Annotated in this window: 20 protein-coding genes and 1 pseudogene; 13 read left to right on the forward strand and 8 right to left on the reverse strand. The window is 69.0% G+C overall.

Going from position 1 to position 21,163, the window contains the following annotated elements; genetic code table 11:
* Nucleotides 1–5 precede the first annotated feature (5 nt).
* Nucleotides 6–761: a thioesterase II family protein gene (locus IE302_RS05785; RefSeq protein ID WP_191252428.1), complete on the forward strand. Its 756-nt coding sequence runs from the start codon at nt 6–8 to the stop codon at nt 759–761.
* Nucleotides 762–860: 99 nt separating this feature from the next.
* Nucleotides 861–1,877: an alpha/beta fold hydrolase gene (locus IE302_RS05790; RefSeq protein ID WP_191252430.1), complete on the forward strand. Its 1,017-nt coding sequence runs from the start codon at nt 861–863 to the stop codon at nt 1,875–1,877.
* A 160-nt stretch (nt 1,878–2,037) separates the two neighbouring features.
* On the opposite strand, the gene xylA is transcribed toward IE302_RS05790, so the two are convergent.
* Nucleotides 2,038–3,207 carry a xylose isomerase gene (gene xylA, locus IE302_RS05795; protein ID WP_191252432.1) on the reverse strand — a complete coding sequence of 390 codons (1,170 nt, stop codon included), beginning with the start codon at nt 3,205–3,207 and terminating at the stop codon, nt 2,038–2,040.
* Nucleotides 3,208–3,303: 96 nt separating this feature from the next.
* Between xylA and IE302_RS05800 the strand changes: the two genes are divergently transcribed.
* Entirely contained in the window at nt 3,304–4,479 is a 1,176-nt protein-coding gene (locus IE302_RS05800) for an ROK family transcriptional regulator (protein ID WP_191252434.1), read from the forward strand.
* Here IE302_RS05800 and IE302_RS05805 read toward each other — a convergent pair.
* The 3 genes from IE302_RS05805 to IE302_RS05815 form a co-directional block, all read right to left on the reverse strand.
* Nucleotides 4,436–4,897: a hypothetical protein gene (locus IE302_RS05805; protein WP_191252436.1), complete on the reverse strand. Its 462-nt coding sequence runs from the start codon at nt 4,895–4,897 to the stop codon at nt 4,436–4,438. The two genes, IE302_RS05800 and IE302_RS05805, sit on opposite strands and share 44 nt — an antisense overlap.
* A 335-nt stretch (nt 4,898–5,232) precedes the next feature.
* Nucleotides 5,233–6,159: a lysyl endopeptidase gene (locus IE302_RS05810; protein ID WP_191252438.1), complete on the reverse strand. Its 927-nt coding sequence runs from the start codon at nt 6,157–6,159 to the stop codon at nt 5,233–5,235.
* A 144-nt stretch (nt 6,160–6,303) separates the two neighbouring features.
* Complete coding sequence (locus IE302_RS05815; protein WP_191252440.1) at nt 6,304–6,783, reverse strand: Lrp/AsnC family transcriptional regulator; 480 nt, start codon at nt 6,781–6,783, stop codon at nt 6,304–6,306.
* Between the two features lie 134 nt (nt 6,784–6,917).
* Here IE302_RS05815 and pdhA point away from each other — a divergent pair, with 134 nt between their 5' ends.
* The 6 genes and pseudogenes from pdhA to IE302_RS05845 all read left to right on the forward strand — a co-directional run bounded on the left by pdhA (nt 6,918) and on the right by IE302_RS05845 (nt 12,738).
* Nucleotides 6,918–8,015, forward strand: a complete 1,098-nt coding sequence (pdhA, locus tag IE302_RS05820; protein ID WP_191252442.1) for a pyruvate dehydrogenase (acetyl-transferring) E1 component subunit alpha — start codon at nt 6,918–6,920, stop codon at nt 8,013–8,015.
* Nucleotides 8,015–9,013, forward strand: a complete 999-nt coding sequence (locus tag IE302_RS05825) for an alpha-ketoacid dehydrogenase subunit beta (RefSeq protein WP_191252443.1) — start codon at nt 8,015–8,017, stop codon at nt 9,011–9,013. The genes pdhA and IE302_RS05825 overlap by 1 nt, the downstream gene beginning before the upstream one ends.
* The gene (locus IE302_RS05830; RefSeq protein WP_191252445.1) at nt 9,006–10,202 is read left to right on the forward strand and encodes a dihydrolipoamide acetyltransferase family protein; all 1,197 of its coding nucleotides are present in this window, start codon (nt 9,006–9,008) and stop codon (nt 10,200–10,202) included. Before IE302_RS05825 ends, IE302_RS05830 begins: the two co-directional genes overlap by 8 nt.
* 81 nt (nt 10,203–10,283) lie before the next feature.
* The gene (locus IE302_RS05835) at nt 10,284–11,672 is read left to right on the forward strand and encodes an MFS transporter (protein WP_191252447.1); all 1,389 of its coding nucleotides are present in this window, start codon (nt 10,284–10,286) and stop codon (nt 11,670–11,672) included.
* Nucleotides 11,590–11,853, forward strand: a pseudogene (locus IE302_RS05840) (VOC family protein); the annotation flags it as partial. The gene IE302_RS05835 and the pseudogene IE302_RS05840, both read left to right, overlap by 83 nt.
* 102 nt (nt 11,854–11,955) lie before the next feature.
* Nucleotides 11,956–12,738 (forward strand): PE-PPE domain-containing protein, encoded by a 783-nt coding sequence (locus tag IE302_RS05845; RefSeq protein WP_191252451.1) that lies wholly within the window; start codon nt 11,956–11,958, stop codon nt 12,736–12,738.
* A 590-nt stretch (nt 12,739–13,328) separates the two neighbouring features.
* Here IE302_RS05845 and IE302_RS05850 read toward each other — a convergent pair.
* On the reverse strand, nt 13,329–14,465 hold the full coding sequence (locus IE302_RS05850; protein ID WP_191252453.1) for a serine hydrolase domain-containing protein: 1,137 nt from the start codon (nt 14,463–14,465) through the stop codon (nt 13,329–13,331).
* Between the two features lie 223 nt (nt 14,466–14,688).
* On the opposite strand from IE302_RS05850, the gene IE302_RS05855 reads away from it, so the two are divergent.
* Nucleotides 14,689–15,183, forward strand: coding sequence for a polyhydroxyalkanoic acid system family protein (locus IE302_RS05855; protein ID WP_191252455.1), 495 nt, complete (start codon nt 14,689–14,691; stop codon nt 15,181–15,183).
* On the opposite strand, the gene IE302_RS05860 is transcribed toward IE302_RS05855, so the two are convergent.
* A complete protein-coding gene (locus tag IE302_RS05860; protein ID WP_191252457.1) occupies nt 15,174–15,542 on the reverse strand; it encodes a hypothetical protein in 369 nt (122 codons plus the stop codon). The two genes, IE302_RS05855 and IE302_RS05860, sit on opposite strands and share 10 nt — an antisense overlap.
* A 71-nt stretch (nt 15,543–15,613) precedes the next feature.
* On the opposite strand from IE302_RS05860, the gene IE302_RS05865 reads away from it, so the two are divergent.
* From IE302_RS05865 to IE302_RS05875, 3 genes are all read left to right on the forward strand, one after another.
* Nucleotides 15,614–16,009, forward strand: a complete 396-nt coding sequence (locus tag IE302_RS05865; RefSeq protein ID WP_191252459.1) for a GntR family transcriptional regulator — start codon at nt 15,614–15,616, stop codon at nt 16,007–16,009.
* Entirely contained in the window at nt 16,006–17,034 is a 1,029-nt protein-coding gene (locus tag IE302_RS05870; RefSeq protein WP_191252460.1) for a DUF1648 domain-containing protein, read from the forward strand. Before IE302_RS05865 ends, IE302_RS05870 begins: the two co-directional genes overlap by 4 nt.
* 171 nt (nt 17,035–17,205) lie before the next feature.
* On the forward strand, nt 17,206–17,556 hold the full coding sequence (locus IE302_RS05875; protein WP_229907652.1) for a DUF5997 family protein: 351 nt from the start codon (nt 17,206–17,208) through the stop codon (nt 17,554–17,556).
* On the opposite strand, the gene IE302_RS05880 is transcribed toward IE302_RS05875, so the two are convergent.
* Both IE302_RS05880 and IE302_RS05885 read right to left on the reverse strand, forming a co-directional pair.
* On the reverse strand, nt 17,553–18,305 hold the full coding sequence (locus tag IE302_RS05880) for a LysR family substrate-binding domain-containing protein (RefSeq protein ID WP_191252465.1): 753 nt from the start codon (nt 18,303–18,305) through the stop codon (nt 17,553–17,555). The two genes, IE302_RS05875 and IE302_RS05880, sit on opposite strands and share 4 nt — an antisense overlap.
* A 128-nt stretch (nt 18,306–18,433) precedes the next feature.
* A complete protein-coding gene (locus tag IE302_RS05885) occupies nt 18,434–21,157 on the reverse strand; it encodes an AbfB domain-containing protein (protein ID WP_191252467.1) in 2,724 nt (907 codons plus the stop codon).
* Nucleotides 21,158–21,163 lie beyond the last annotated feature (6 nt).

A 21,163-nucleotide genomic window follows, 5' to 3' on the forward strand; every position in this document is an offset into this window, starting at 1 on the left:
GGATCATGACGGCCACCCTCACCACACTGTCCACATCGGACGGTCACGGCCGCGGCTACCTGCTGCTTCCGCCCGCCGGCGGGACACTCCGGGCGTTCGGACCGCTCGCCGACGCGGCCGGCGCGGACGTCTGGGGCGTCGAATATCCCGCACACGGGGAACGACTCGCCGAGGCACCGGCGGCGTCGATCGAAGAACTCGCCACGCTCGTGGCCGAGGCGATGCCGAAGGAGTGGTTTTCCCGCACGGTGACGATCGGTTTCGGGATGGGCGCCTTCGTCGCACTGGAAACGGCACAGCGGCTGGGCGTCGCCCCGGGCGCGCTGATCGTCGTGGACGCGTGCGCCCCACAACGACGCACGCCCGACAAGAACGCCAAAGCGGGCGCGTCGGCCATGGGGCGGGTGTTCGGCCGCACCGGGCTCACTCCGGTCGCGGGCTATCGCGACTCGCCCGAGCGCTGGGAATACGCTCTCGACCTGCTGCTCGGCGACCTCCAATTGCTGAACGCCTACCGCGGGCCCGTCAGGACACGGCTCTCGTGCCCGCTGGCGGCGATGCGCGGGACCGATGATCCCGCGTCCGCTTCGGGGGACGACGCCACGGGAGGCTGGCGGGTGTGGACCTCCGGTCCGTTCGTAGGCCGGGTCGTCCCGGGCGGGTACCTCGGCGTGCTCGAGTCCGGCCGGGAGGCCGGGTTCTGGAGCCGGATCCACCGGCTCGAAGCGGCCTTCCTCGACGTCGAACCGGACGTCGCTTAGCCGGGTGACGTACACCGGTGACGTCGTCCGACGGTCGCCGCACCCCGCGCCGCACCCTTAATTTCGTCCCGTACCAGGCGTTTCGCGGGAGGAATCAGGATGCTCAGCAGGAGAAGGTTCGCACAGGCCGTCGCCGCCGCGGCGGCGGGAGCCACCGTGGCGGGTTGCTCGGCCCAGCCCGCGGCCGCACCGGCGGCGGCACCGGCCACCACCGGCGGGAACACCTCGTTCGGCCCGCTCAAGCAGATCGACGCCGGGGAACTGAGCATCGGGTACGCCGAGGCCGGCCCCGCCGACGGTCCGGTGGTGGTCCTCCTGCACGGCTGGCCCTACGACATCCACAGCTACGTCGACGTCACCCCGCGCCTGGTCGCGGCCGGGTACCGGGTGATCGTGCCGTTCCTGCGGGGCTACGGGTCGACCCGGTTCCTGTCGAAGGACACCTTCCGCAACGGCCAGCAGTCCGCGATAGCCGCCGACATCGTCGCGCTGCTGGACGCCCTCAAGATCGAGAAGGCCGTCTTCGGTGGCTACGACTGGGGCGCCCGCACGGCCGTGATCATCGCCGCGCTGTGGCCCGAGCGGTGCAAGGCGCTCGTGTCGGTGAGCGGCTACCTGGTCACCAACCGGGAGACCAACAAGCAGCCGCTCTCCCCTGCCGCCGAGCTCGGGTGGTGGTACCAGTACTACTTCGCCACCGAGCGCGGCATCCTCGGCTACACGAAGAACCGCCACGACTTCAACAAGCTGATCTGGAAGATCGCGTCGCCGAAGTGGACCTTCGACGACGCGACCTACGACCGTTCGGCTGCCTGTTTCGACAATCCGGACCACGTCGCCATCGTGATCCACAACTACCGCTGGCGGCTCAGCCTCGCCGAGGGCGACCCGAAACTCGACGCCCTCGAACAGAAACTCGCGCAGGGCCCGGCGGTTTCGGTGCCCACCATCACGATCGGCAGCGACTTCGACGGCCCGAACACCGACGGCAAGGCCTACCGGTCGAAGTTCTCCGGCAAGTACGAGCACCGGATCCTGAACGGGATCGGCCACAACGTGCCGCAGGAGGCGCCCGAGGAGTTCGCCAAAGCGGTCATCGACGTCGACCGGTTCTAGGCGCTGTCCGGCAAGTCTGTTCGATGGGCTTCGTGATCCAGGTGGTTCCTGGCGGTGCGGGCGGATCGGCCTCGTACCGGGTTGTACTCGGGCGCATCCGCCCGTGCCGTCAGGGACCGCCTGGGCGCGGAGACCGCGAACACGACTTGCCGGACAGTGCCTAGCGGCCGCCGGTGAGGTGTTCGAGGGCGAGCTGGGACAGGCGGATGAAGCCGTAACCGCGTTCCGCCGCCTTGTCCGGATCGAAGTCCTCGAACGCCGACCGGTCCGCCAGCAGATCCGCGGCCGTCTCGCCCTCGCCGAGCGTCGGCGTCGCCAGTTCCGGGACGAGGGCGGCGTCCAGCGCGGCCCGCACGTCGGGATCGGCGCGGAAGGCCCGCGAGCGTTCGGCGAACAGCAGGTAACTGGCCATGTTGGCCTCGGCGCTGGCCCAGACGCCGTCCATGTTCTCCGTGCGCAGCGGCTTGTAGTCGAAGTGGCGTGGTCCGTCGTAGCCGCCGTGCTCCAGCAGGTCGACCAGGAAGAAGGACGAGAGCACGTCGCCGTGCCCGAACACCAGGTCCTGGTCGAACCGCGGGCCACGCTGGCCGTTGAGGTCGATGTGGAACAGCTTGCCCTGCCACAGGGCCTGCCCGATGCCGTGGACGATGTTGAGTCCGGCCATCTGCTCGTGCCCGACCTCCGGGTTCACCCCGACGATCTCGTGGTTGTCCAGTGTGGAGATGAACGCGAGCGCGTGCCCGACGGTCGGCAGCAGGATGTCGCCGCGCGGTTCGTTCGGCTTCGGTTCGAGCGCGAGCCGAAGGCCGTAGCCCTGGTCGATGACGTACTGGGCGAGGAAGTCGATGCCCTCGCGGTAGCGGTCCATCGCCGCGCGGACGTCCTTCGCGGCGTCGGTCTCGCTGCCTTCGCGACCACCCCAGAGCACGAACGTCGACGCGCCGAGCTCGGCGGCGAGATCGAGGTTCCGCAGCACCTTCCGCAGCGCGTAGCGGCGGACGTCGCGGTCGTTGCTGGTCAGGCCGCCGTCCTTGAAAACGGGGTGGCTGAACAGGTTCGTGGTCACCATCGGCACGACGAGACCGGTCTCGTCGAGCGCGCCCTGGAAGCGCTTCAGGTGCCGGGCGCGTTCGGCGTCGGCCGAGCCGAACGGGACGAGGTCGTCGTCGTGGAAGGTGATGCCCCAGGCGCCGAGGTCCGAGAGGCGGTGCACGGCTTCGACCGGGTCGAGCGGACCCCGGCTCGCCGGACCGAACATGTCGTTCGCCTGCCAGCCCACGGTCCACAGCCCGAAGCTGAACTTGTCCTCACGCGTCGGTGCCTGAGCCATCTCGCCTCCACCAATTAGTTTGATGCCTGAACTTATCGACGCGTCCCGCAGCGGGTCAAGCCTTTCGTTCAGGCATCGAACGAATACAATCGCGCGATGATCGGCACGCGTCCGGCGGGACAGCACACCGTGCGACAGCACAACGCCGCCCTCGTCCTCCGCGCGATCACGGACGGCCCGGGCACTTCGCGGGCAGGCCTCGCCGCCGCCACCGGGCTCACGAAGGCCACCGTGTCGAGCGTGGTCGACCGCTTGATCGCGGCCGACCTCGTGGCCGAAGGCGAACCCGAACAGCGCGTCGGACCCGGACGGCGCGGCACCGTCGTCTCCCTCTCCCCCACCGGTCCGCACGGGCTCGGCATCGAGATCGGCGTCGACTATCTGGCGTCCTGCCTGGTCGATTTGACCGGCACCGTCCGGGCCGAAGAGGTCCGATACGCGGACAACCGGACCCCTCGCGTCTTCCAGCGCGTGTCGGCGTTCTTGCGCCGCGCACGGAAGCAGGCGGAGGCGATGGGCGTGCCCATCGGCGGTGTCGGGATCGCGGTTCCGGGCCTGGTCGAATCCGGCCTCGTGCGGCTCGCCCCGAACCTGGGCTGGCGCGACGTCGATCTCGCGGACCGGCTCGGCGAGACGTTCACCGTCGCCAACGAGGCCAACTTCGCCGCGCTCGCCGAACTCTGGCACGGCTCGGCGCTGCCCGATTTCGTCCACGTGTCCGGGGAGATCGGGATCGGGGCGGGAATCGTGCTGGGCCGCACGCTGTTCGAGGGCGTCCGGGGCGCGGGCGGCGAGATCGGTCACCTGCCGGTGGCGCCCGACGGTCCGCCGTGTTCCTGTGGCGCGAACGGCTGCCTGGAACGGATGGCAGGCCAGGAGGAGATCCTGCGGCTGGCGGGCGCCGAGACCGTGGACGCCCTGATCTCCGCGCTCGAATCGGGCGACGAGGCGGCACTTTCGGCGGTCACCACCGTCGCCGGGCACCTCGGCGTCGGACTGTCCACTGTGGTCAATCTGATGGACGTGCCCGCCGTGGTGCTAGGCGGGACCTACGCGCGGCTCGAGCCGTGGCTGCGGGAGCCGCTCCTCGCCGAACTCGGGCGCCGTGTGCCCAGCACCGCGTGGTCGCCGGTGCGGATCATCCGATCGGCCCTCGGTACGGGAGCCGCCGTGCGCGGCGCGGCGGGCTCGGTGATCCGCGGCGTCCTCGCGGATCCCGAGCACTATCTCACGACTCACTGGCCATCCGATCCGGACTCTCGGGATCGCTGACGTCCGGCAGCAACGGCGCGATCGCCCGCGCCCGCTGTTCGATGTCGGGACGCTGGACCCGCCGCGCGTAATCGATGAGGGCTTCCCGGTCATCCCGCGGAAGCCACCCCTGTTCGCTCCCGGTCTCCAGCCGCACGAGGTGCTGCACTAGTTCCACCGACTCGGCGCCGAAGTCCCGCATGCGGCGGGTCAGCACCTCCGCCGCGGCGAGGTAGCCGTTGTTCCACGCGTGGACGGCCAGCAGATGCGCCGTCGCGGCGAGGATGTCGCCGAGGTGGAACCCGCCCTCCGCGGCGAGATGCCCGGCGAGCCGGAAACTGCGTCTGCCCTCCCCGACCGGCCCCTCCTCGCGAATCGCTGCGAGCAGTGCCCCGATCTGCCGCGTCAGGTAGTCCTGACCCGCGCCCTCCACCGTCACCGCATTCCTCCACCCAGTCGCCGCGATCGTAGGAAGGTGTCAATGGGGAGCAGCTCAGATACAGCGAATGCCGAACCGTTATCACCCGAATGGGGTGTCCGGCGATAGCTCTCGGTCAACGCTGCCACCCGTCTGGCATTCGGTGTCCGTCGGCTACGGCCGTGACAGGTCCGGCGGTGAAGACAGCGGCCGCTATCAGGAGCAGGACACGCGCCACGATTCCTCCGCCTCCGCCGTGGGACCCGCCTGTATTCGGCGAGCGGACGGAAAGTGTTACAGGAGTCCCGGACGACGTCTCACCGGCGTCGCCCGGGACTCCCTGGCGCGGCCAGGGGTCAGCTGGTGGTGGCGGTGTTGATCGCCCGCGCGTAGTCGGCGGCCGTGCCTTGCGCCGAGCACTTCTTGATGTCGTCGAACAGCCACATGAAGCCACCGGGGATCCCCGCGGAGGACTTCCAGGACGGCATCTTGCTCTCCACCTGCGCGGGCGAGTCTCCCGAGGAACAGCCGGAGCCGTTCTTGCTCCACAGTCCCGGGTCGACCGGCATGCCGAGCGACTGCGACCACGTCGCCGGGTTGTTGCCGCTCCCGCCCGCGTAGGCCTGCAGGTAGACACGATCGATCAGGGCGCCGAGACCGTTCTTCACGCCCTGCCAGTACGAAACCGCGGTGTAGGGCGCGAGAGTGAAGTTCCGGTAGCCCATGGCGTTCGCCATCCGCGCGAAGGTGACGGTGGAGTCGACGTCGTAGTGCGCCTCGTCGTCGTTGTTGATCGCGTCCGCGCCGGTGGCGTTCTTCAGCGCCAGGAAGTTGCGGTACAGGATCGTCCCGCTGCCGGTGCCGTCGCGGGTGATCAGCTTGTCGATGGCTTCCCAGTCCGGCGTACCCCAGGCACCGACCGAGACCTCGATGCGGTCGACCGACGTCGGCGCCTGCTTCAGGGACCGCAGCCGCGCGGGCCAGCCGGCGTCGCCGACGTACTGGCCGCCGCTGACCACGAGGTGGTCGTTGTAGTACAGATCGCCGTTGTCGTGGACGTGGATGCTCCACAGGATGACCGTGGTGAAGCCGGACGATCGGAGGGTGTCCATGACGCCCTGCCCGTCCTGATAGAACGGTCCCCCGCCGTAGATCGCGGACCGGCCGGCCGCGGCGGGTGACACCGAGGCTTCGGCGGTGCTCGGCTGACTCGTCGGGACGATCGCGAGACTTGCCGCGGCGACCACCATGGCCACCGCCGCACGCACCCAGGTCCACCTCATCAGGTCAGCTCCCTTCGGCCTGACACGGAGGGTATGAGATTTTCCAACGGCAGAGCCAGGTTTGTTCAGTGACCTGTCCGGTGGAATAGACCATTCAGCTCACGCCATCAGGACGACCGTGGTGTAACGACCGCATTCAGAGGACTAAAGGAGGGCGCCGCCGCCCTGCTGTTCCTCGAAGATCAGCCAGGTCCGGGTCGACCGCACGCCGTCCAACTCCTGAAGTCGCACCAGGACGACGTCCCGCAGTGAAGCGTTGTCCGGCGTCCGCACCAGCAGCAGGATGTCGAAATCGCCGCCGACCAGCGACACGTGCTCGACGAACGGGATCTCCCGCAGTTCGGCCGACATCGTGCGCCAGGACGTCTGCTCGACGGTGATCAGGATGTACGCGCTCGTCCCGAGTCCGGCGCGCCTCGGGTCGATCCGGGCGTGGAAGCCGGTTATGACGCCTTCGGACATCAGCCGGTCGAGCCTCGCGTACGCGTTGGTGCGCGAGATGTGCAGTCGTTCCGCCAGCGCGCGGATCGCGAGCCTGCCGTCGGCGGACAGCTCGGCGAGGATCGCGCGGTCGATGTCGTCGAGGGCAAGGACCGTTCGTCCCGGATCCGTCCCGTGAACCACGCCACTATTGGACGTTTGGTGCGACTGAACCGATCCGCCGGACAGTTTGTCGCTCATTTCACCTGCCTCTTGAACACCAGGACTCCGGAAACCACCATCTCAGCATCATATGTCTGTGAAAGGTGGTGCTGCGCATGTCGCGGGAGACCCCTGCCGCCGCGTTGCTGCCGTCCGAGGTCCCGGTGCGGTTCCTCGCCGAGGACGGCACGCGTGTCGACGAGCACGGCGGCTACGCCGAGCCGCCGTCCGATCGGCTCGTCGAGGCCTACCGGCTGATGGTGCTCGGCCGCCGGTTCGACGCGCAAGCGACCGCGCTGACCAAACAGGGTCGTCTCGCGGTCTACCCGTCGAGCGCCGGCCAGGAGGCCTGCCAGGTCGCGAGCGCGCTGGCGCTCACCGAAGCCGACTGGCTCTTCCCCACCTACCGTGACTCGGTCGCGCTGGTCGCCCGCGGGCTCGAACCGGGCGAGATCCTGACGCTGCTCCGCGGCGACGCGCACTGCGGCTACGACCCCGCCGAGACCCGTGTCGCGCCGCAGTGCACTCCGCTGGCCACCCAGACCCTCCACGCCGCCGGGCTCGCGCACGCGATGCGGCGCCGTGGCGAAGACGCCGTCGCGTTCGCGCTCATCGGGGACGGCGCGACCAGCGAGGGTGACTTCCACGAGGCACTCAACTTCGCGGCCGTGTTCAAGGCACCTGTGGTGTTCTTCGTGCAGAACAACGGGTTCGCGATCTCGGTGCCGTTCGAGAAGCAGAGCGCCGCGCCCGCGCTGGCCTACAAGGGCGTCGGCTACGGCGTCCGCTCGGAGCAGGTCGACGGCAACGACGCCCTCGCGGTCCTCTCCGTGCTCGACGACGCCGTCGCGCACGCGCGTTCCGGTCGCGGACCGGTCCTGGTCGAGGCGCACACCTACCGCATCGACGCGCACACCAACGCCGACGACGCCACCCGGTACCGCGACCAGGCCGAGGTCGACAAGTGGCGCGCGGCGGACCCGGTCCGGCGCCTCGAAACGTACTTGACCAGCAAGAACCTGTTGTCCGACAACGACATCGAGCGGTTCCGGGCCGAGGCGGAGACGTTCGCGGCCGGGGTGCGCGACACCCTGAACGCCGATGTGGAACCGGATCCGCTGTCGCTGTTCGAGCACGTATACGCCGTTCCGACCCGTCAGCTGGCCGCTCAGCGCGCGCTGGTCGCGGCCGAACTGGAAGCCGTGGAGGGCTGATGACCGAGATCTCGATGGCACAAGCGCTCAACGCGGCCCTGCGTGACGCGGTCAAGGACGACGACCGCGTGCTGATCTTCGGCGAGGACGTCGGTCCGCTCGGCGGCGTGTTCCGGGTGACCGACGGCATCACCGCCGACTTCGGCGAGGAACGCTGTTTCGACACGCCGCTGGCGGAGTCCGGCATCGTGGGCTTCGCGGTCGGGATGGCGATGGGCGGGTTCCGCCCGGTGGTCGAAATGCAGTTCGACGCCTTCGCCTACCCCGCCTTCGAGCAGATCACCTCGCATGTCGCGAAACTGCGGAACCGCACCCGCGGCGCGCTGTCACTGCCGATGGTCATCCGGATCCCGTACGCGGGCGGGATCGGCGGCGTCGAGCACCACTGCGATTCGAGCGAGGCCTACTACACCCACACGCCCGGGCTGCAGGTCGTCACGCCCGGCACTCCCCAGGACGCCTACGACCTCCTGCGTGATTCGATCGACTCACCGGATCCGGTGATCTTCCTCGAACCCAAATGCCGCTACTGGTCGAAGGAGACCGTGTCCTTCACCCGGGACGGCGCGGCGATGGATCGCGCGGTCGTGCGCCGCGAGGGCAAGGACGTCACGCTGATCGCGTACGGCCCGATGGTCGCCACCGCGTTGGAGAGCGCGGAGGCCGCGAAGGCCGAGGGCTGGGACGTCGAGGTGGTCGATCTCCGGTCCCTGAACCCGTTCGACGACGAGACCGTCACCGCTTCGGTGCGCCGCACCGGACGCGCGGTCGTCGTCCACGAGGCCGCCGGTTTCGGCGGCTACGGCGCCGAGGTGGTCGCGCGGGTCACCGAGCAGTGCTTCCACCAGCTGCACGCGCCCGTCCTGCGCGTCACCGGGCTCGACATCCCTTATCCGCCGCCGAAACTGGAGCGCCACCAGCTGCCGGACGTCGACCGGATCCTGGACACCGTCGCCCGGCTGCAGTGGAACGACGAACCGGTGGTGGCCGGTGCCTGACTTCCTGCTCCCGGACCTCGGCGAGGGCTTGACCGAGGGCACCATCGTCACCTGGCTCGTCGCGGAAGGCGACACCGTGGGTGTCGACCAGCCCGTCGTCGAGGTGGAGACGGCGAAAGCGGCCGTCGAGGTGCCGGTGCCGTTCGCCGGCGTCGTCACCCGCCTCCACGGCGAACCCGGTCAAGCGCTGCGGGTCGGCGCTCCCCTGCTCACCATCGGCCCCGGCTTCGCCGAACCCGGCGTGACCACGGCGAGTGAAGGCAGCGGCAACGTCCTCATCGGCTACGGGACGACCACCACGACGAGACGCCGCCGGACGCGCACCGTCGTCACCACCGCTCCGGAGAAGCCGTCGAAAGCGCCGGGCGTGATCTCGCCGTTCGTCCGGAAGATGGCCTCGGACAACAAGATCGATCTGACGAAACTGACCGGCAGCGGGCCTGGTGGCATCATCCGCCGCGCCGACGTCGAAGCGGCGCTCACCGTTCCCGAGCAGAAGGACGGCGAGACGCGGATCCCGCTGACGGGAGTCCGGAAGGCGGTCGCCGACAAGCTGACGGCCTCGCGACGCCAGATCCCGGAGGCGACGGTCTGGGTCGACGTCGACGCGACCGAACTCGTCGCCGCGCGCAAGGCACTGAACGCGTCGGCGCCGGATCGCCCGGTGAGCTTCCTCGGTCTCGTCGCCCGGTTCGCCGTCGCGGGCCTGCGGAAATACCCAGAGCTGAACTCACGCGTCGAAGGCGACGAAATCGTCCAGCTGCGAGACATCAACCTCGGCTTCGCCGCGCAGACCGAGCGCGGACTGGTCGTCCCTGTCGTCCGCGACGCGGGTTCACTGTCCACAAGGGAGCTTTCGGCCGCGATCGGCGAGCGCACCGCGCAAGCCAGGGAGGGAAAACTCGGCCCGGCGGGCCTCACCGGCGGGACGTTCACGGTGAACAACTACGGAGTGTTCGGGGTGGACGGCTCCGCCGCGATCATCAATCACCCGGAGGCGGCGATCCTCGGCATCGGCCGGATCATCGACCGGGCCTGGGTGGTCGACGGCGCGCTGGTGGCGCGGAAGATCTGTGAGCTGACGCTGGCGTTCGACCATCGGGTGTGCGACGGCGGGACCGCCGGCGGGTTCCTGCGGTTCGTCGCGGACTGCGTCGAATCGCCGGTCACCGCGCTCGGGGATCTCTGAGCGGGTCGCACAACTCCCGGTTGTGACCCGCCAACGACCCGTTGTTCGACAGGCGCGTCCCGGCTTGCTTTGATCTCGCGGGTGCGTGGGAGATCACTGGGACGACGGTTCGGCTGGCTCTGGGCGGCATACGCGGCGAGCGCGTTCGGTACGCGGTTCGCGTTCGACGCGTTCAGCCTGATCGCCATCGTGGCGCTGGGCGCGGGCACCACCGAGGTCTCGCTGCTGGCGTCCGCCGGTCTCGTGGTGGGCGCGGTGGTCGCGCTGCCGCTCGGCCCCTGGGTCGAGTTCCGCCGCAAGCGGCCGGTGATGATCGCGATGGACCTCGTCCGCTGCCTGGCGCTGCTGACCGTTCCGGTGGCGTACACGCTCGGATTGCTCGGTTTCTGGCAGCTTCTCGCGGTGTCGGTCGTCGTCGCGGCGGCCGACATCACGTTCCTGGCCGCCAGCGGGGCGTTCCTGAAAACGCTGCTGCCGCGGGAGGATCTGCTCGTCGCGAACGCCCGGTTCGAGTCGACGACCTGGACCGCGACGGTGCTCGGCCCGCCGCTCGGCGGGTTCGCCGTCGGTCTCTTCGGGCCGGTGATCACGATCGCGGCCGACGCGGTCAGCTATCTGCTGTCGGCGGCCGGGATCCGCGCCGTCGGCGGTGCGGAGCCGCCACCCGCGAAGCCCGACGGCCCTCGGCTGACCAGCCGCGACCTGCGGGAAGGCTGGCGATTCATCCTCACCCATCCGGTGTTGCGCCCGCTGTTCGTCAACACGATCGTGGTCAACGGCCTGATCATGGCGACCGCGCCGCTGATGGCCGTCCTGATGCTCGGGCAGCTCGGTTTCGCCCCGTGGGAGTACGCGGTGACCTTCGCCGTGCCTTGTCTCGGCGGGCTGATCGGATCGAGGATCTCCCAGAACGTGGTCGCCCGGTACGGCCGGGATCGGGTCCTCTTCGTCGCCGGATGGCTGCGCGTCTGCTGGCCCGTCGGGCTGGTCTTCATCCAGCCGGGTGTTCCCGGTCTGGTCCTGGTCATCGTCGTCGAATTCGCGCTGATCACCTGTATCGGCGTGTTCAACCCGGTGCTCGCCACCAGCAGGCTCGAACTGGTGCCCCTCGACCGCGCGGCGCGCACGCTGTCGGCCTGGTCGATCGCCGGCAAGCTCACCACCGCGGCCCTGACCGCACTGTGGGGTCTGCTCGCCGCGTTCACCGGCCCGCGCGCCGCCGTCGGCATCGCCGGGGCGCTCATGCTCGCGACGCCGCTCCTGCTCCCCCGAAAGCGTCGGACCCCTGTGCCAGTATCGGCGCATGTCGATCAAGAGAGTGTTCACCGACCTCGAAACCCGGACGCTGGAGCAGACGAAGGCCTTCTACGTACAGGTTCTCGGCTTCCAGGTGGTGATGGACCACGGCTGGATCGTGACGCTGGCGGATCCGGACCGGCCGGAGGTCCAGCTGAGCCTCATGACCCATGACGAGACGGCGCCCGTCGTGCCGGTCGCCTCGATCGAAGTCGACGATGTCGACAAGGCGTACGCGGCGGCCAAGGCGTCGGGAGCGGAGATCGTGCACGAACTGACCGACGAGCAGTGGGGTGTCCGGCGGTTCTTCGTCCGCGATCCCAGTGGTCACGTGGTCAACGTGCTTTCCCATTGACGCCATCTGGTCGCACCCGTTGGGCCTGACGGCGGGTTTCATCAAAATTTCATGACGCATCCCTAACGTTCGGACACGCACCGTAGTCGAACGGAAGGGACGATGAATGTGAAGAAATTCAGGGGGGTCCTGGCGGCGGCCGCACTGGCCACCGGGCTGATCGGCGCCATCGCGCCGTCGGCCCAGGCCGAGACGGCCGACCAGGCGCACTACTACATCCTCATCGGCGGCACCTGCGACGGAGCCGCGACCGTCTACAACGACGCCTGGTTGCGAGGCGGCATCAAGAAGGTCGTCCACTACCCGGCAGGGGCTGCCGGGTTGCCCAACTGCGACCAGACACCGATGGACCAGAGCGTCGCGCGCGGGCACGAGGAAGCCCGTCGTGTCGTCCAGAGCTCCTTCGACGAGAACCCCGGCGCGGACTTCACCGTCGTCGGGTACTCGCAGGGCGCGCTGGTCGCGAACAAGGTGCTGAACGACATCGCCGACGGGAACCTTGCCGTCGACAAGTCGCGGTTCAGCGCGAAGATCTTCGCCGACCCGATGCAACCCGTCGGTCCGCCCGGACGCGGGATCAGCGCGGTGCTCCCGGCGGGCACCGGGGCGCCGTCGCCGTTCGGCGGCTACGTCTCGTTCGGGCCCGGCCGTACCGATTTCGGCGGTATCCCGTTCATCCGCTATTGCATCGAGACCGACGGCGTCTGCCACTTCGACACCCTCGAAGCGCCTGGCGGGTACTTCGCCCAGCACCTTTGCTACCAGTGGGCCCGCCCCACCGATCACCGCTCGATCATGGAGGACACGATCGCGGACGGCGTGTACACCAACGGTTCGCACGCGTTGCCGCGGCAGAACTGCCGTCCGCCACACCCCGTGCCGTGACCGGGTGAAGACTGCTGTCACCCGGCGCCCGATCGCCGGGTGACAGCGGATCGAGCGCCTGTTCGCCCACGGTGTTCCGTGGGCGAACAGGCGTCGATCACTGGGCAGCCACGGCCTGTGACGCCTCTCTTCCCGATCGGACCAGCGATCGCGGACCGCGCCGATCGATTCGGCCCGATATGCCGCTCTCGCTCACACCTCGTGGCCCCGGCATACCGCAGTTGACGGGATGTTGGTCTGTCAGCAGGACTATGGTTGCGCGGCCCATCCGCCCGTGACACCGTTTTTCCATCGCCCCGCGAGGCATGCGACCCCGGAATCGTCACCCTGATCGTTCGGGTGGATTGTCGGAGGTGGCGATGACGGACCTCGTTCCGTGGCTGGTCGGGACCGGTGCCCTCACCGCGTCCATCGCACTCCTTCGCGTCTTGCTCGTCGCGATCATTTCCCTGTGGTCCCTCAAAGCCGATCGCGCGGGACGCGCTCACGCACTCGCGCTCATCAAGGCGTTGCGCCTCTCCATCCCGCCCCGGAAAGGGTCCGGGGATCGGCTGCTTTCCCAGGACGACAAGCAGGCCTGGCCGGTTCCGTCACTTGCAGAAGGCAGTGTCCACAGTGGCCATGACGGCCTTCGAGCCCTTCTCCGCGTCGCCGAAGGTCCCCGGCATCGCGGTCACCGCGAGCCCGACGGTGCGACCGTCTTCCGTTGCCCCGCCACGGGTTTCGAAGCCGTGGATGTCGCCGCCGTGTCCCCAGTACACCCCGCCGCAGCTGAGCGGATTGCTCATCAGGCCCAGGCCGTACTTCGCCCCGGGGAACACGGACACGTCGACCGTCTTCCTCATCTCGGCCAGCTGCGCGGCAGGCAGCAGTCTGCCTTCGAGCAGCACCTTGAAGAACTCGCCGAGGTCACCCGGCGTCGAGATCAGCTGGCCGGCGGCACCACCCCAGGACGGGTCCAGCTCGGTCGCGTCGACCACCTTGCCGGTGGCCGAGTCGCCGATGGCGTAACCGTGCGGGTGCGGTCCCTGGATGGTCTGGTCGCCGATCAGCGGCCAGTAGGTGTGCTTCAGGCCAGCCTTCTTGATCACGCGTTCGGTGATCTGCTCGTGGATCGGGCGTCCGGTCACCTTCTCGACCACCATGCCCGCCAGCAGGTAGCCGGTGTTGCTGTACTCCCATTTGGTGCCCGGCGCGAACTTCGCCGGATGACTCAGGGCCGCGGCGAGCAGTTCGTGGTTCGGGACGTACCGGTGCTGCACCTTCTCGAAGTCCTGCAGCCCGAGGTACTCGGTGTAGTTCGGCAGCCCGCTGGTGTGCTGAAGGAGGTGCCGGATGGTGATCTTCCCGGCGTCGATGCCTTCACCACGCACGATTCCGGGAAGGTATTTCTCGATCGGCGCGTCCAGTTCCACCTTGCCCTCGGCCACCAGTTGCAGGACCACGACCGCGGTGAAGGTCTTGGTGTTGCTGCCGGCCCGGACCGAGCCGACCCGCGGAACGGGAACCTGGCGCTCGATCCGCGAGGAACCCGCGACCAGCGACGTCCTGCGCCCCCGTTCGGTCACGGTGGCCAGCGCGGCCGGGAACTTCTCCTGACGCACCAACGAGTCGAGACTCTTCCGCAGGTCCTGCCCCTTCGCCGGGGCGGCATCCGCCGTGGTGGCCCCCACGGTGCCCAGCAGCCCCGCCACCGTCAGGACCACGACCCCCTTGCGTACTGTCATGCGCACTCCTCACTCGATCGGATCGACACCGACAACACTGGCCGAACCGGCCTCGCGGATCAGGAGTGCAGGCTGCCGAATCCCGGGTAGCGCTGGCGCTACCCCCGCCGTCGCCACAAAACATTTTCGGACCAGAATTCGTCCCACCATTGTCCGCACGGGACACGGCTGACTAAGGTCAGTTCGGTAAGTGGACTAGACCACCCGAGGCCGGGAGGCGACGATGCCCCTCGACGAACAGCAGACCTGGGCGATGCTGCGCGAGCTGGACGAACCCGGCCAGTGGGAAGTGCCGCACGACTTCGACGGACCGGCGGCGCGGGCACGCTTCGAACGGCTGGCCGAGCGGCTGGAGCGGCGATTCGACTGCTCGTGCGAAGTCGATCGCCACGTGCAGGACGCCAGCCACCTCGGCAGGATCGTGATCCCGGCGAGCGCCACCTCCGCACAGGACCAGGTGACCGTCACGGTCAGCAATTTCGGCGGCCTCGTCGCGGTGACACTGGGGAATCCGGGCAGCTACGACGAGGACGAGGAACGGGAGCTCTTCCCGGCACGGGACCGAAGACGGGTCGAAGACGAGCTGGAAGCACTCGGCTACCTGCCCGTCTCCGAACACCCGCTGTGGACCAAGTACACCGGGATCAGCGGCTTCGACTCCCTCTATCCGCCGGACCGGCCACCGTCGTGGTGGGACCGGTTCTTCGACTACCTCTGAACGGTCGCCGGCGCGAGCGCGCCGGCGAGTTCCGCCGCGTTCCGCACGCTGACGAGCACCTCGTCGAAGGGCAGCCCGGCGGCCTCACGATCGATCGCGATCCGCAGCGCCGGGACTCCCCTGCGGACCGAAACCAGCTGCCGGACCCCGGTCCCCAACCCCCAGTAACCCACCTTCAGCACTCCGCTGACCAGCACTCCGGCCCGCCCCCCGCGCGCCCGCCCCACCGGCGCGCCGACGAGTTCGACGACCCTGATCGCCGCCCGCGGCACGACCACTTCCCCGCGCCACACGGCCGGCCTCTCCCAGGCCGAGAACCTCACCCGCACGCCGCCATCGGCGATGTCGATCGTCGCCATCCTGACCACCTTCCCCTGAGCGATAGCTGATGTAGTTGTTATAGCAAGTGTATAGCAGATATCCTTGACGGGTGTTGCTGACTCTCGACCTCGACAGCGAGGTTCCGATCTACCAGCAGATCCGCGACCGGATCGTCGAAGCCGTGGCCGACGGCGCGCTGGCCGAGGGCACCGCCCTGCCCTCCACCCGGCAACTCGGCGCCGATCTCGGGATCAACTTCCACACCGTCAACAAGGCCTACGACCTTCTGCGGACACAGGGGTTCATCCGGATCAACCGCAAGACCGGGGCCGTCGTCCGGCGGGACGCGTCGTCCGGACCGGCGGAGGACGGCTACGCGGACGAGTGGCAGGAACGCCTCCGCACCCTGCTCGCGGAAGCCGTCGCGCTCGGTCTGGGCCCGCGCGAGGTGACGAGCCGGTGCGAGACCGTGCTGGACTCCTTCGCGGTGAGCACCCGGCCATGACCGGACCGGTTTGGCTGAACCTGGCCCTGATCGCGTTCGTCGCGGCCGCCTTCGGCTCGGGGCCCGCGCTGGCCCGGCCCACGCTGCCCTTCGGCGTCCGGATCCCCGCCAGGCGCACCGGCGACCCCGCCATCGCCTTCGCGCGCCGTCGCTACAACCGGGGCATCGCGGTGGGCGCGGTCGTCGCGAGCGCCGTGGTTCTCTCCGGCTGGACGACGCGAATCGACCTCGTCATCGTCGGCCTCGTCGCGCTTTACGCGGTGCTGGGCAGCCTGGCGCATCGTTCGATCATCGCCGCGAAACGCGACGGCGGCTGGTACGCCGGGACACGGCAGGCGGTCGCCGCCGATACCTCGCTGCGATCGGACCCCGTTCGTCCACAGTGGATTCTTTTGACGCCGTCGGTGTTGCTCGCCGTCGTAACGGCCGTCGTCGGCCTTGCCGAGGACGCGAAGAGCTTTTCCACGGTCTTCGCGCAGGTTCTGGTCGTCGTCCTGATCTCGCTTCTGACCGTCGCGATCTCACGGGCCCGCCCCGAGATCGACGCCGCACAACCGTCGGCATCGGCTTCGAGATACCGGGAGTACCTGCACGGCGTGCTCAGCCTGCTGCTGGTCTCCGCCGGCTGCGCCAACGCGACGCTGCTCGTCGTTTCGCTCCAGCTGTGGGGCGTCGCCGACACGACCGTGCCGGTCACGATCGTGGCGTACCTGCCGCTTCTGGCCGCCTTCATCGCGTGGATCGGTTTTTCCCTCCGTTCCGGCGACGCCGGACACCGACTGTCCCCCACCGCGGGCGAATCCGAAACCCGCTACGAACAACGCGACGACGACCGCTACTGGTTCGCGGCCGGGATGGTCTACCTGAATCGGAACGACCCGGCGCTGCTGGTGCATCGGCGGGTCGGCACCTACTGGACGCTCAACCTCGGGCATCCGGTCGCGTGGCTGCTTCTCGTCATCGTCGCCGTCGCCGGGGTGCTCGCCGGTCTGGGGGTGTTTCCTCTCCCGATCAAGGGCGCCTGACGGTATTTTGGTCGTGGGTGAGGAAGCATGATCCTGGTGCCGGACTTCGTGGGGAGGCAGGCGCTCGACACCTGGCTGTCGGGTACGAGAGCCCGATCACCGGGTGTGATCAGGGGTGCCCGGGCCGCTCGTTACCCTGATGCAATGACGTCGCAGAAAACCCCTCAAACGATGAAGCCCGCGACAGCGGCGAAGAAGCTGGGTGTGTACCTCGAAGCCACCCCGGCGGAGTTCCAGGAGGGTGTCGTCTCCCGCGACGAGCTGAACGCGCTGCAGGCCGAACCGCCCGAGTGGTTGCGCGAGCTGCGCCGGAACGGGCCGCACCCGCGGCCGGTCATCGCGGCGAAGCTGGGCATCTCGATCAGCGGCCTGGCGCGGGGCGGGATCACCGACGCCCTCACCACCGAGCAGATCGACGCGGTCAAGACCGAAGACCCCGACTGGCTGAAGCGGGAGCGCGAAACCCAGGCCGAGGTCCGCAAGGAAGAAGCGCGGCTGAAGGCCGCCCGTACCGAGAGCTAGCCGCGGCGGCGGCGCTTCCCGCCCTTGGGAGCGCCGCGCTGCCCGGACTGCGGTTTCCGGCCGCCGGCCTGGGGCCGCTTGTTCTTCGGCGGCGGTTTCTTCTCCGATGTCTTCTTTTCGGGCTTTTCCTGGACCTGTGGCCGGCCCCGCGTGCTGTTGACGGTCCGGCCACGGACGATCCCGATGAACTGCTCCATCAGGTCGCTGGTCTCCTCGTCCGGCCAGGACAACGCGACGCCGGACTCCGGCGTGCCGGAGATCGGGCGGTAGGTCAGGTCACGCCGGTGGTGCAGCCGCGCGAGTGACTGCGGGACGACCAGGAGCCCGACACCGGCGGCGACCAGTTCGATGGCGTCCGCCGTGGTGGCGGGGCGCTCCAGCGCGGGCTTCCCGGGCGGCCGGTCCCAGTCCAGCGTGTCGTCGAGCGGGTGCAGCACGACGTCGTCGGCGATGTCGTCGACGGAGACCTCGTCCGCGGCGGCGACCAGGTGCTCCTTGGGGACGACCACCACGGTCGTCTCGGTGTAGAGCGGGATCGCGTGCAGGCCCTCGCGGTCGATCGGCAGGCGCAGCAGGACGGCGTCCACCTCACGGTCCCGGACGAGCGCGGCGGCGTCGGCGGCGGTCGTCTGGACGAGGTCGAGCGGGACGTCGGGCGAGCGCTCGGCCCAGATCCGGACCCACTTCGAGGGCGTCACGCCGGGGACGTACGCGAGCTTGAAGGAGGCGGGTGTGTCCGGGCCGGTCATGAGGGCAAGGTTACCGGGCGTGATCTAGATGCCCGCGGGGGTCGATCTGGCGAGTACATGATGGCCCCCTTCCTTGCGCCTGGCGCAAGGAAGGGGGCCATCATGTACTTCGGCCACTCACGAACTCGTTACGGAGTCCAGGCCGCGGAGACCGCCCAGGTGACGTCCTGCTCATACGAAGCCGGGTTGTCGAACGGGTGACCGCCGCCGCTGGTGGCGACGAAGACCTCCTCGGCGTAGTGCCGCATGTTCGTGCCCAGTTCGTTCACCGACGCGAGCCGCACGCCACCGGCACCCGGCTGGGCGCAGAACGTCGCGTCCCGCCGGAACAGGTCGGTGTTGTCGTTCGCCCCCAGCCGTACCCGGAAGTCCGCGTGCCGCAGGAATTGCCCCGGATAGTTACGCGCCTCCAGCGAGTAGCACGACGGATCGGCGAGACCGCGCCGGACGACGAACGTCGCGTCAGCCTTGAGCAACGCCGCGCTCGACGCGTTCACCACGTCCGTCCGGGCGAGGCCGTCACGGTGCCGCAGGAATCGGTCGGTGAAGCCGGGTGTGGTCACCTTGAACGACCGCGCCTGGTCCAGCGGCAGGTCCGCGCCGCTGCGCCAGAGCGGGACCGAAGCCGCCCACGTCGTGTCCTCGGCGAAGCTCGACGGCGTGTCCCAGGGGTTCGACCCGCCGCTGCGCGCGAGATAGACGGTCTCGGCGTAGTGGCGGATGTAGGCGCCACGCTGGTTGAACGACTCCAGTGCCGTTCCGCCGGCGCCTTCTCTCGCGCAGAAGGTCGCGTCACCGGCGAACAGGGCCGAGCCGTCGTTCGCGTCCTTGCGGATCCTCGACGACGCGTGCCGCAGAAACTGCCCGGGGTAGTTCCGCGACTCGAACGACAGGCACGACGCGTCGGCCAGCCCTTGCCGGGCCCAGAACGTCGCGTCCTTCTTCGCGAGGTCCGTGCTGCCTTCGCCCAGGACGTCGGTCCTGACGAAGTCGTCCTGGTGCCGCAGATAGCGATCCGTGTACCCGGAGGTGGTGACCCGCAGCGAGATCGGCTCACCCCGGCCCACCTCGGTGCCCTTGGCGATGGCGAGCACCTTCTGGTTGATCTCGCGCACCCGCGCCTCGGTCATCTTCAGCACGCGCCGGTCGTAGGTGTAGAAGCCGTTGACCTCGTTCTCGACGTCGTACGGCTCGGTGTAAACCGACGCGGAAAGCCCCCGGCCGTGCACCATCCGCCCGACCTGCTTGGTGATCTCCACGTACCGGTTCGTCAGCGACGTCTCGTCCGGGTACAGCGCGCCGTAGGCGAAACCCTTGCCGGGTTCCCATTCGTGCCCGGTGACGCGTCGGCCGAGGCCGCCGTACTCCCCCAGCACCGCGACCCGTTTCGCGTCGGGTTGCCTGGTGCCGGTGGAGATCTGGTAGGCGTGGTCGTCGATCACGTCGCCGTTGCCCGGGTCCGGGTCGGACACGCAGCAGTTGGACCCCGAGTTGTGGTTGATCAGCCGGGTGTCGTCGATCGAGCGGACCAGATCGACGATCCGTCCGGCGTCGTACTCGCCCCAGCCCTCGTTGAACGGCACCCACTGCACGATCGACGTGATGCCCTTGTGCTGATCGATCATCCGCCGCAGTTCGGATTCGTAGTTCGCGTGCCCGTTCGGGACCTCGTCGATCGCGTCGAGCGCGGGCATGTCCTGCCAGACCATCAGCCCGAGCTTGTCGGCGTGGTAGAACCACCGCGCCGGTTCGACCTTGATGTGCTTGCGGACCATGTTGAAGCCCAGCGCCTTCTGGCGTTCGAGGTCGAACCGCAGGGCCTCGTCGGTCGGCGCGGTGTAGATGCCGTCCGGCCAGTATCCCTGGTCCAGCGTGCCGAGCTGGAAGACGAACTTGCCGTTGAGCAGCGGCCGCATCACGCCGCCGACCATCGCCTTGCCCAGGGAGCGCATCCCGAAGTACCCGGTGACGACGTCGCCGCCCGGCAGGCGCACCCGCAGGTCGTAGAGGAAGGGGTCGTCCGGTGACCACAGCCGCGCGTTCGGCACTGGGACCCGCAGGTGAGACCCGACGGCGCCGGTGGCGGTGCCGACGACTTGACCGCCGGAAAGCACCTCGGCGGTCGCCTGCTGCCCGGCCGTGCCCTGGACGACGAGGTCGAGCGCGCCGCCCGGGACATCGGGTGTGGTGTCGAGCCGGGTGATGTGCTCGGCCCGGACCGGTTCCAGCCACACGGTCTGCCAGATCCCGGACGCCGCGGTGTAGAAGATGCCGCTGGGTGTCTTGCGCTGTTTCCCGACCGGGTACCGGCTGCCGTCGACAGGCGACGCGACGCCGACGACGATCTCGTTCTCCCCCGCCTTGAGCGCCGGGGTGATGTCGAACGAGAAGGCGTCGAAACCGCCGGTGTGGCTCCCGATCGACGTCCCGTTGACCCAGACCCTGGTCTCCCAGGTGACGGCGCCGAAGTTGAGCTTCACCCGGCGGCCGTCCCAAGCGGACGGAACGGTGAACGTCCGGCGGTAGAACATGTTGTCCTCATGCCGTTTGATCCCCGAAAGCATCGACTCGATCGGGTAAGGCACGAGAACGTTCTCGCTCAGCGGCCTGCCGATCGGCGGCGAGTTCAGGTTGGGCGCGCCGGTGAACCCCCAGGTCCCGTTCAGGTTGAGCCATTCCGAGCGCACCAGCTGGGGGCGCGGATACTCGGGCAGGGCGTTCGACGGCGAGACCTGGTCCGTCCACGGGGTCGGCAGCGGGACCGGGGCGGCTTGGGCGACGGGGACGAGTGTCGTCGCGGCGGCCAGCAGACCGGCGACGACGCTCAGGGCGCGCGCGGTTCTTCGGTGCATGCGATC

The sequence above is a fragment of the Amycolatopsis oliviviridis genome (genome assembly GCF_014654365.1).
GTDB classification, from domain to species: Bacteria; Actinomycetota; Actinomycetes; order Mycobacteriales; family Pseudonocardiaceae; genus Amycolatopsis; species Amycolatopsis oliviviridis.

Excerpts from the sequence above, each read along its gene's own strand:
- IE302_RS05855 (WP_191252455.1), top strand. The coding sequence starts at position 14,689 with ATGCCCCTCGACGAACAGCAGACCTGGGCGATGCTGCGCGAGCTGGAC.
- IE302_RS05810 (WP_191252438.1), bottom strand. The coding sequence starts at position 6,159 with ATGAGGTGGACCTGGGTGCGTGCGGCGGTGGCCATGGTGGTCGCCGCG.
- IE302_RS05870 (WP_191252460.1), top strand. The coding sequence starts at position 16,006 with ATGACCGGACCGGTTTGGCTGAACCTGGCCCTGATCGCGTTCGTCGCG.
- IE302_RS05785 (WP_191252428.1), top strand. The coding sequence starts at position 6 with ATGACGGCCACCCTCACCACACTGTCCACATCGGACGGTCACGGCCGC.
- IE302_RS05800 (WP_191252434.1), top strand. The coding sequence starts at position 3,304 with ATGATCGGCACGCGTCCGGCGGGACAGCACACCGTGCGACAGCACAAC.
- IE302_RS05875 (WP_229907652.1), top strand. The coding sequence starts at position 17,206 with ATGAAGCCCGCGACAGCGGCGAAGAAGCTGGGTGTGTACCTCGAAGCC.
- xylA (WP_191252432.1), bottom strand. The coding sequence starts at position 3,207 with ATGGCTCAGGCACCGACGCGTGAGGACAAGTTCAGCTTCGGGCTGTGG.
- IE302_RS05790 (WP_191252430.1), top strand. The coding sequence starts at position 861 with ATGCTCAGCAGGAGAAGGTTCGCACAGGCCGTCGCCGCCGCGGCGGCG.
- IE302_RS05880 (WP_191252465.1), bottom strand. The coding sequence starts at position 18,305 with ATGACCGGCCCGGACACACCCGCCTCCTTCAAGCTCGCGTACGTCCCC.
- IE302_RS05885 (WP_191252467.1), bottom strand. The coding sequence starts at position 21,157 with ATGCACCGAAGAACCGCGCGCGCCCTGAGCGTCGTCGCCGGTCTGCTG.
- IE302_RS05825 (WP_191252443.1), top strand. The coding sequence starts at position 8,015 with ATGACCGAGATCTCGATGGCACAAGCGCTCAACGCGGCCCTGCGTGAC.
- IE302_RS05850 (WP_191252453.1), bottom strand. The coding sequence starts at position 14,465 with ATGACAGTACGCAAGGGGGTCGTGGTCCTGACGGTGGCGGGGCTGCTG.
- pdhA (WP_191252442.1), top strand. The coding sequence starts at position 6,918 with ATGTCGCGGGAGACCCCTGCCGCCGCGTTGCTGCCGTCCGAGGTCCCG.
- IE302_RS05860 (WP_191252457.1), bottom strand. The coding sequence starts at position 15,542 with ATGGCGACGATCGACATCGCCGATGGCGGCGTGCGGGTGAGGTTCTCG.
- IE302_RS05845 (WP_191252451.1), top strand. The coding sequence starts at position 11,956 with ATGAATGTGAAGAAATTCAGGGGGGTCCTGGCGGCGGCCGCACTGGCC.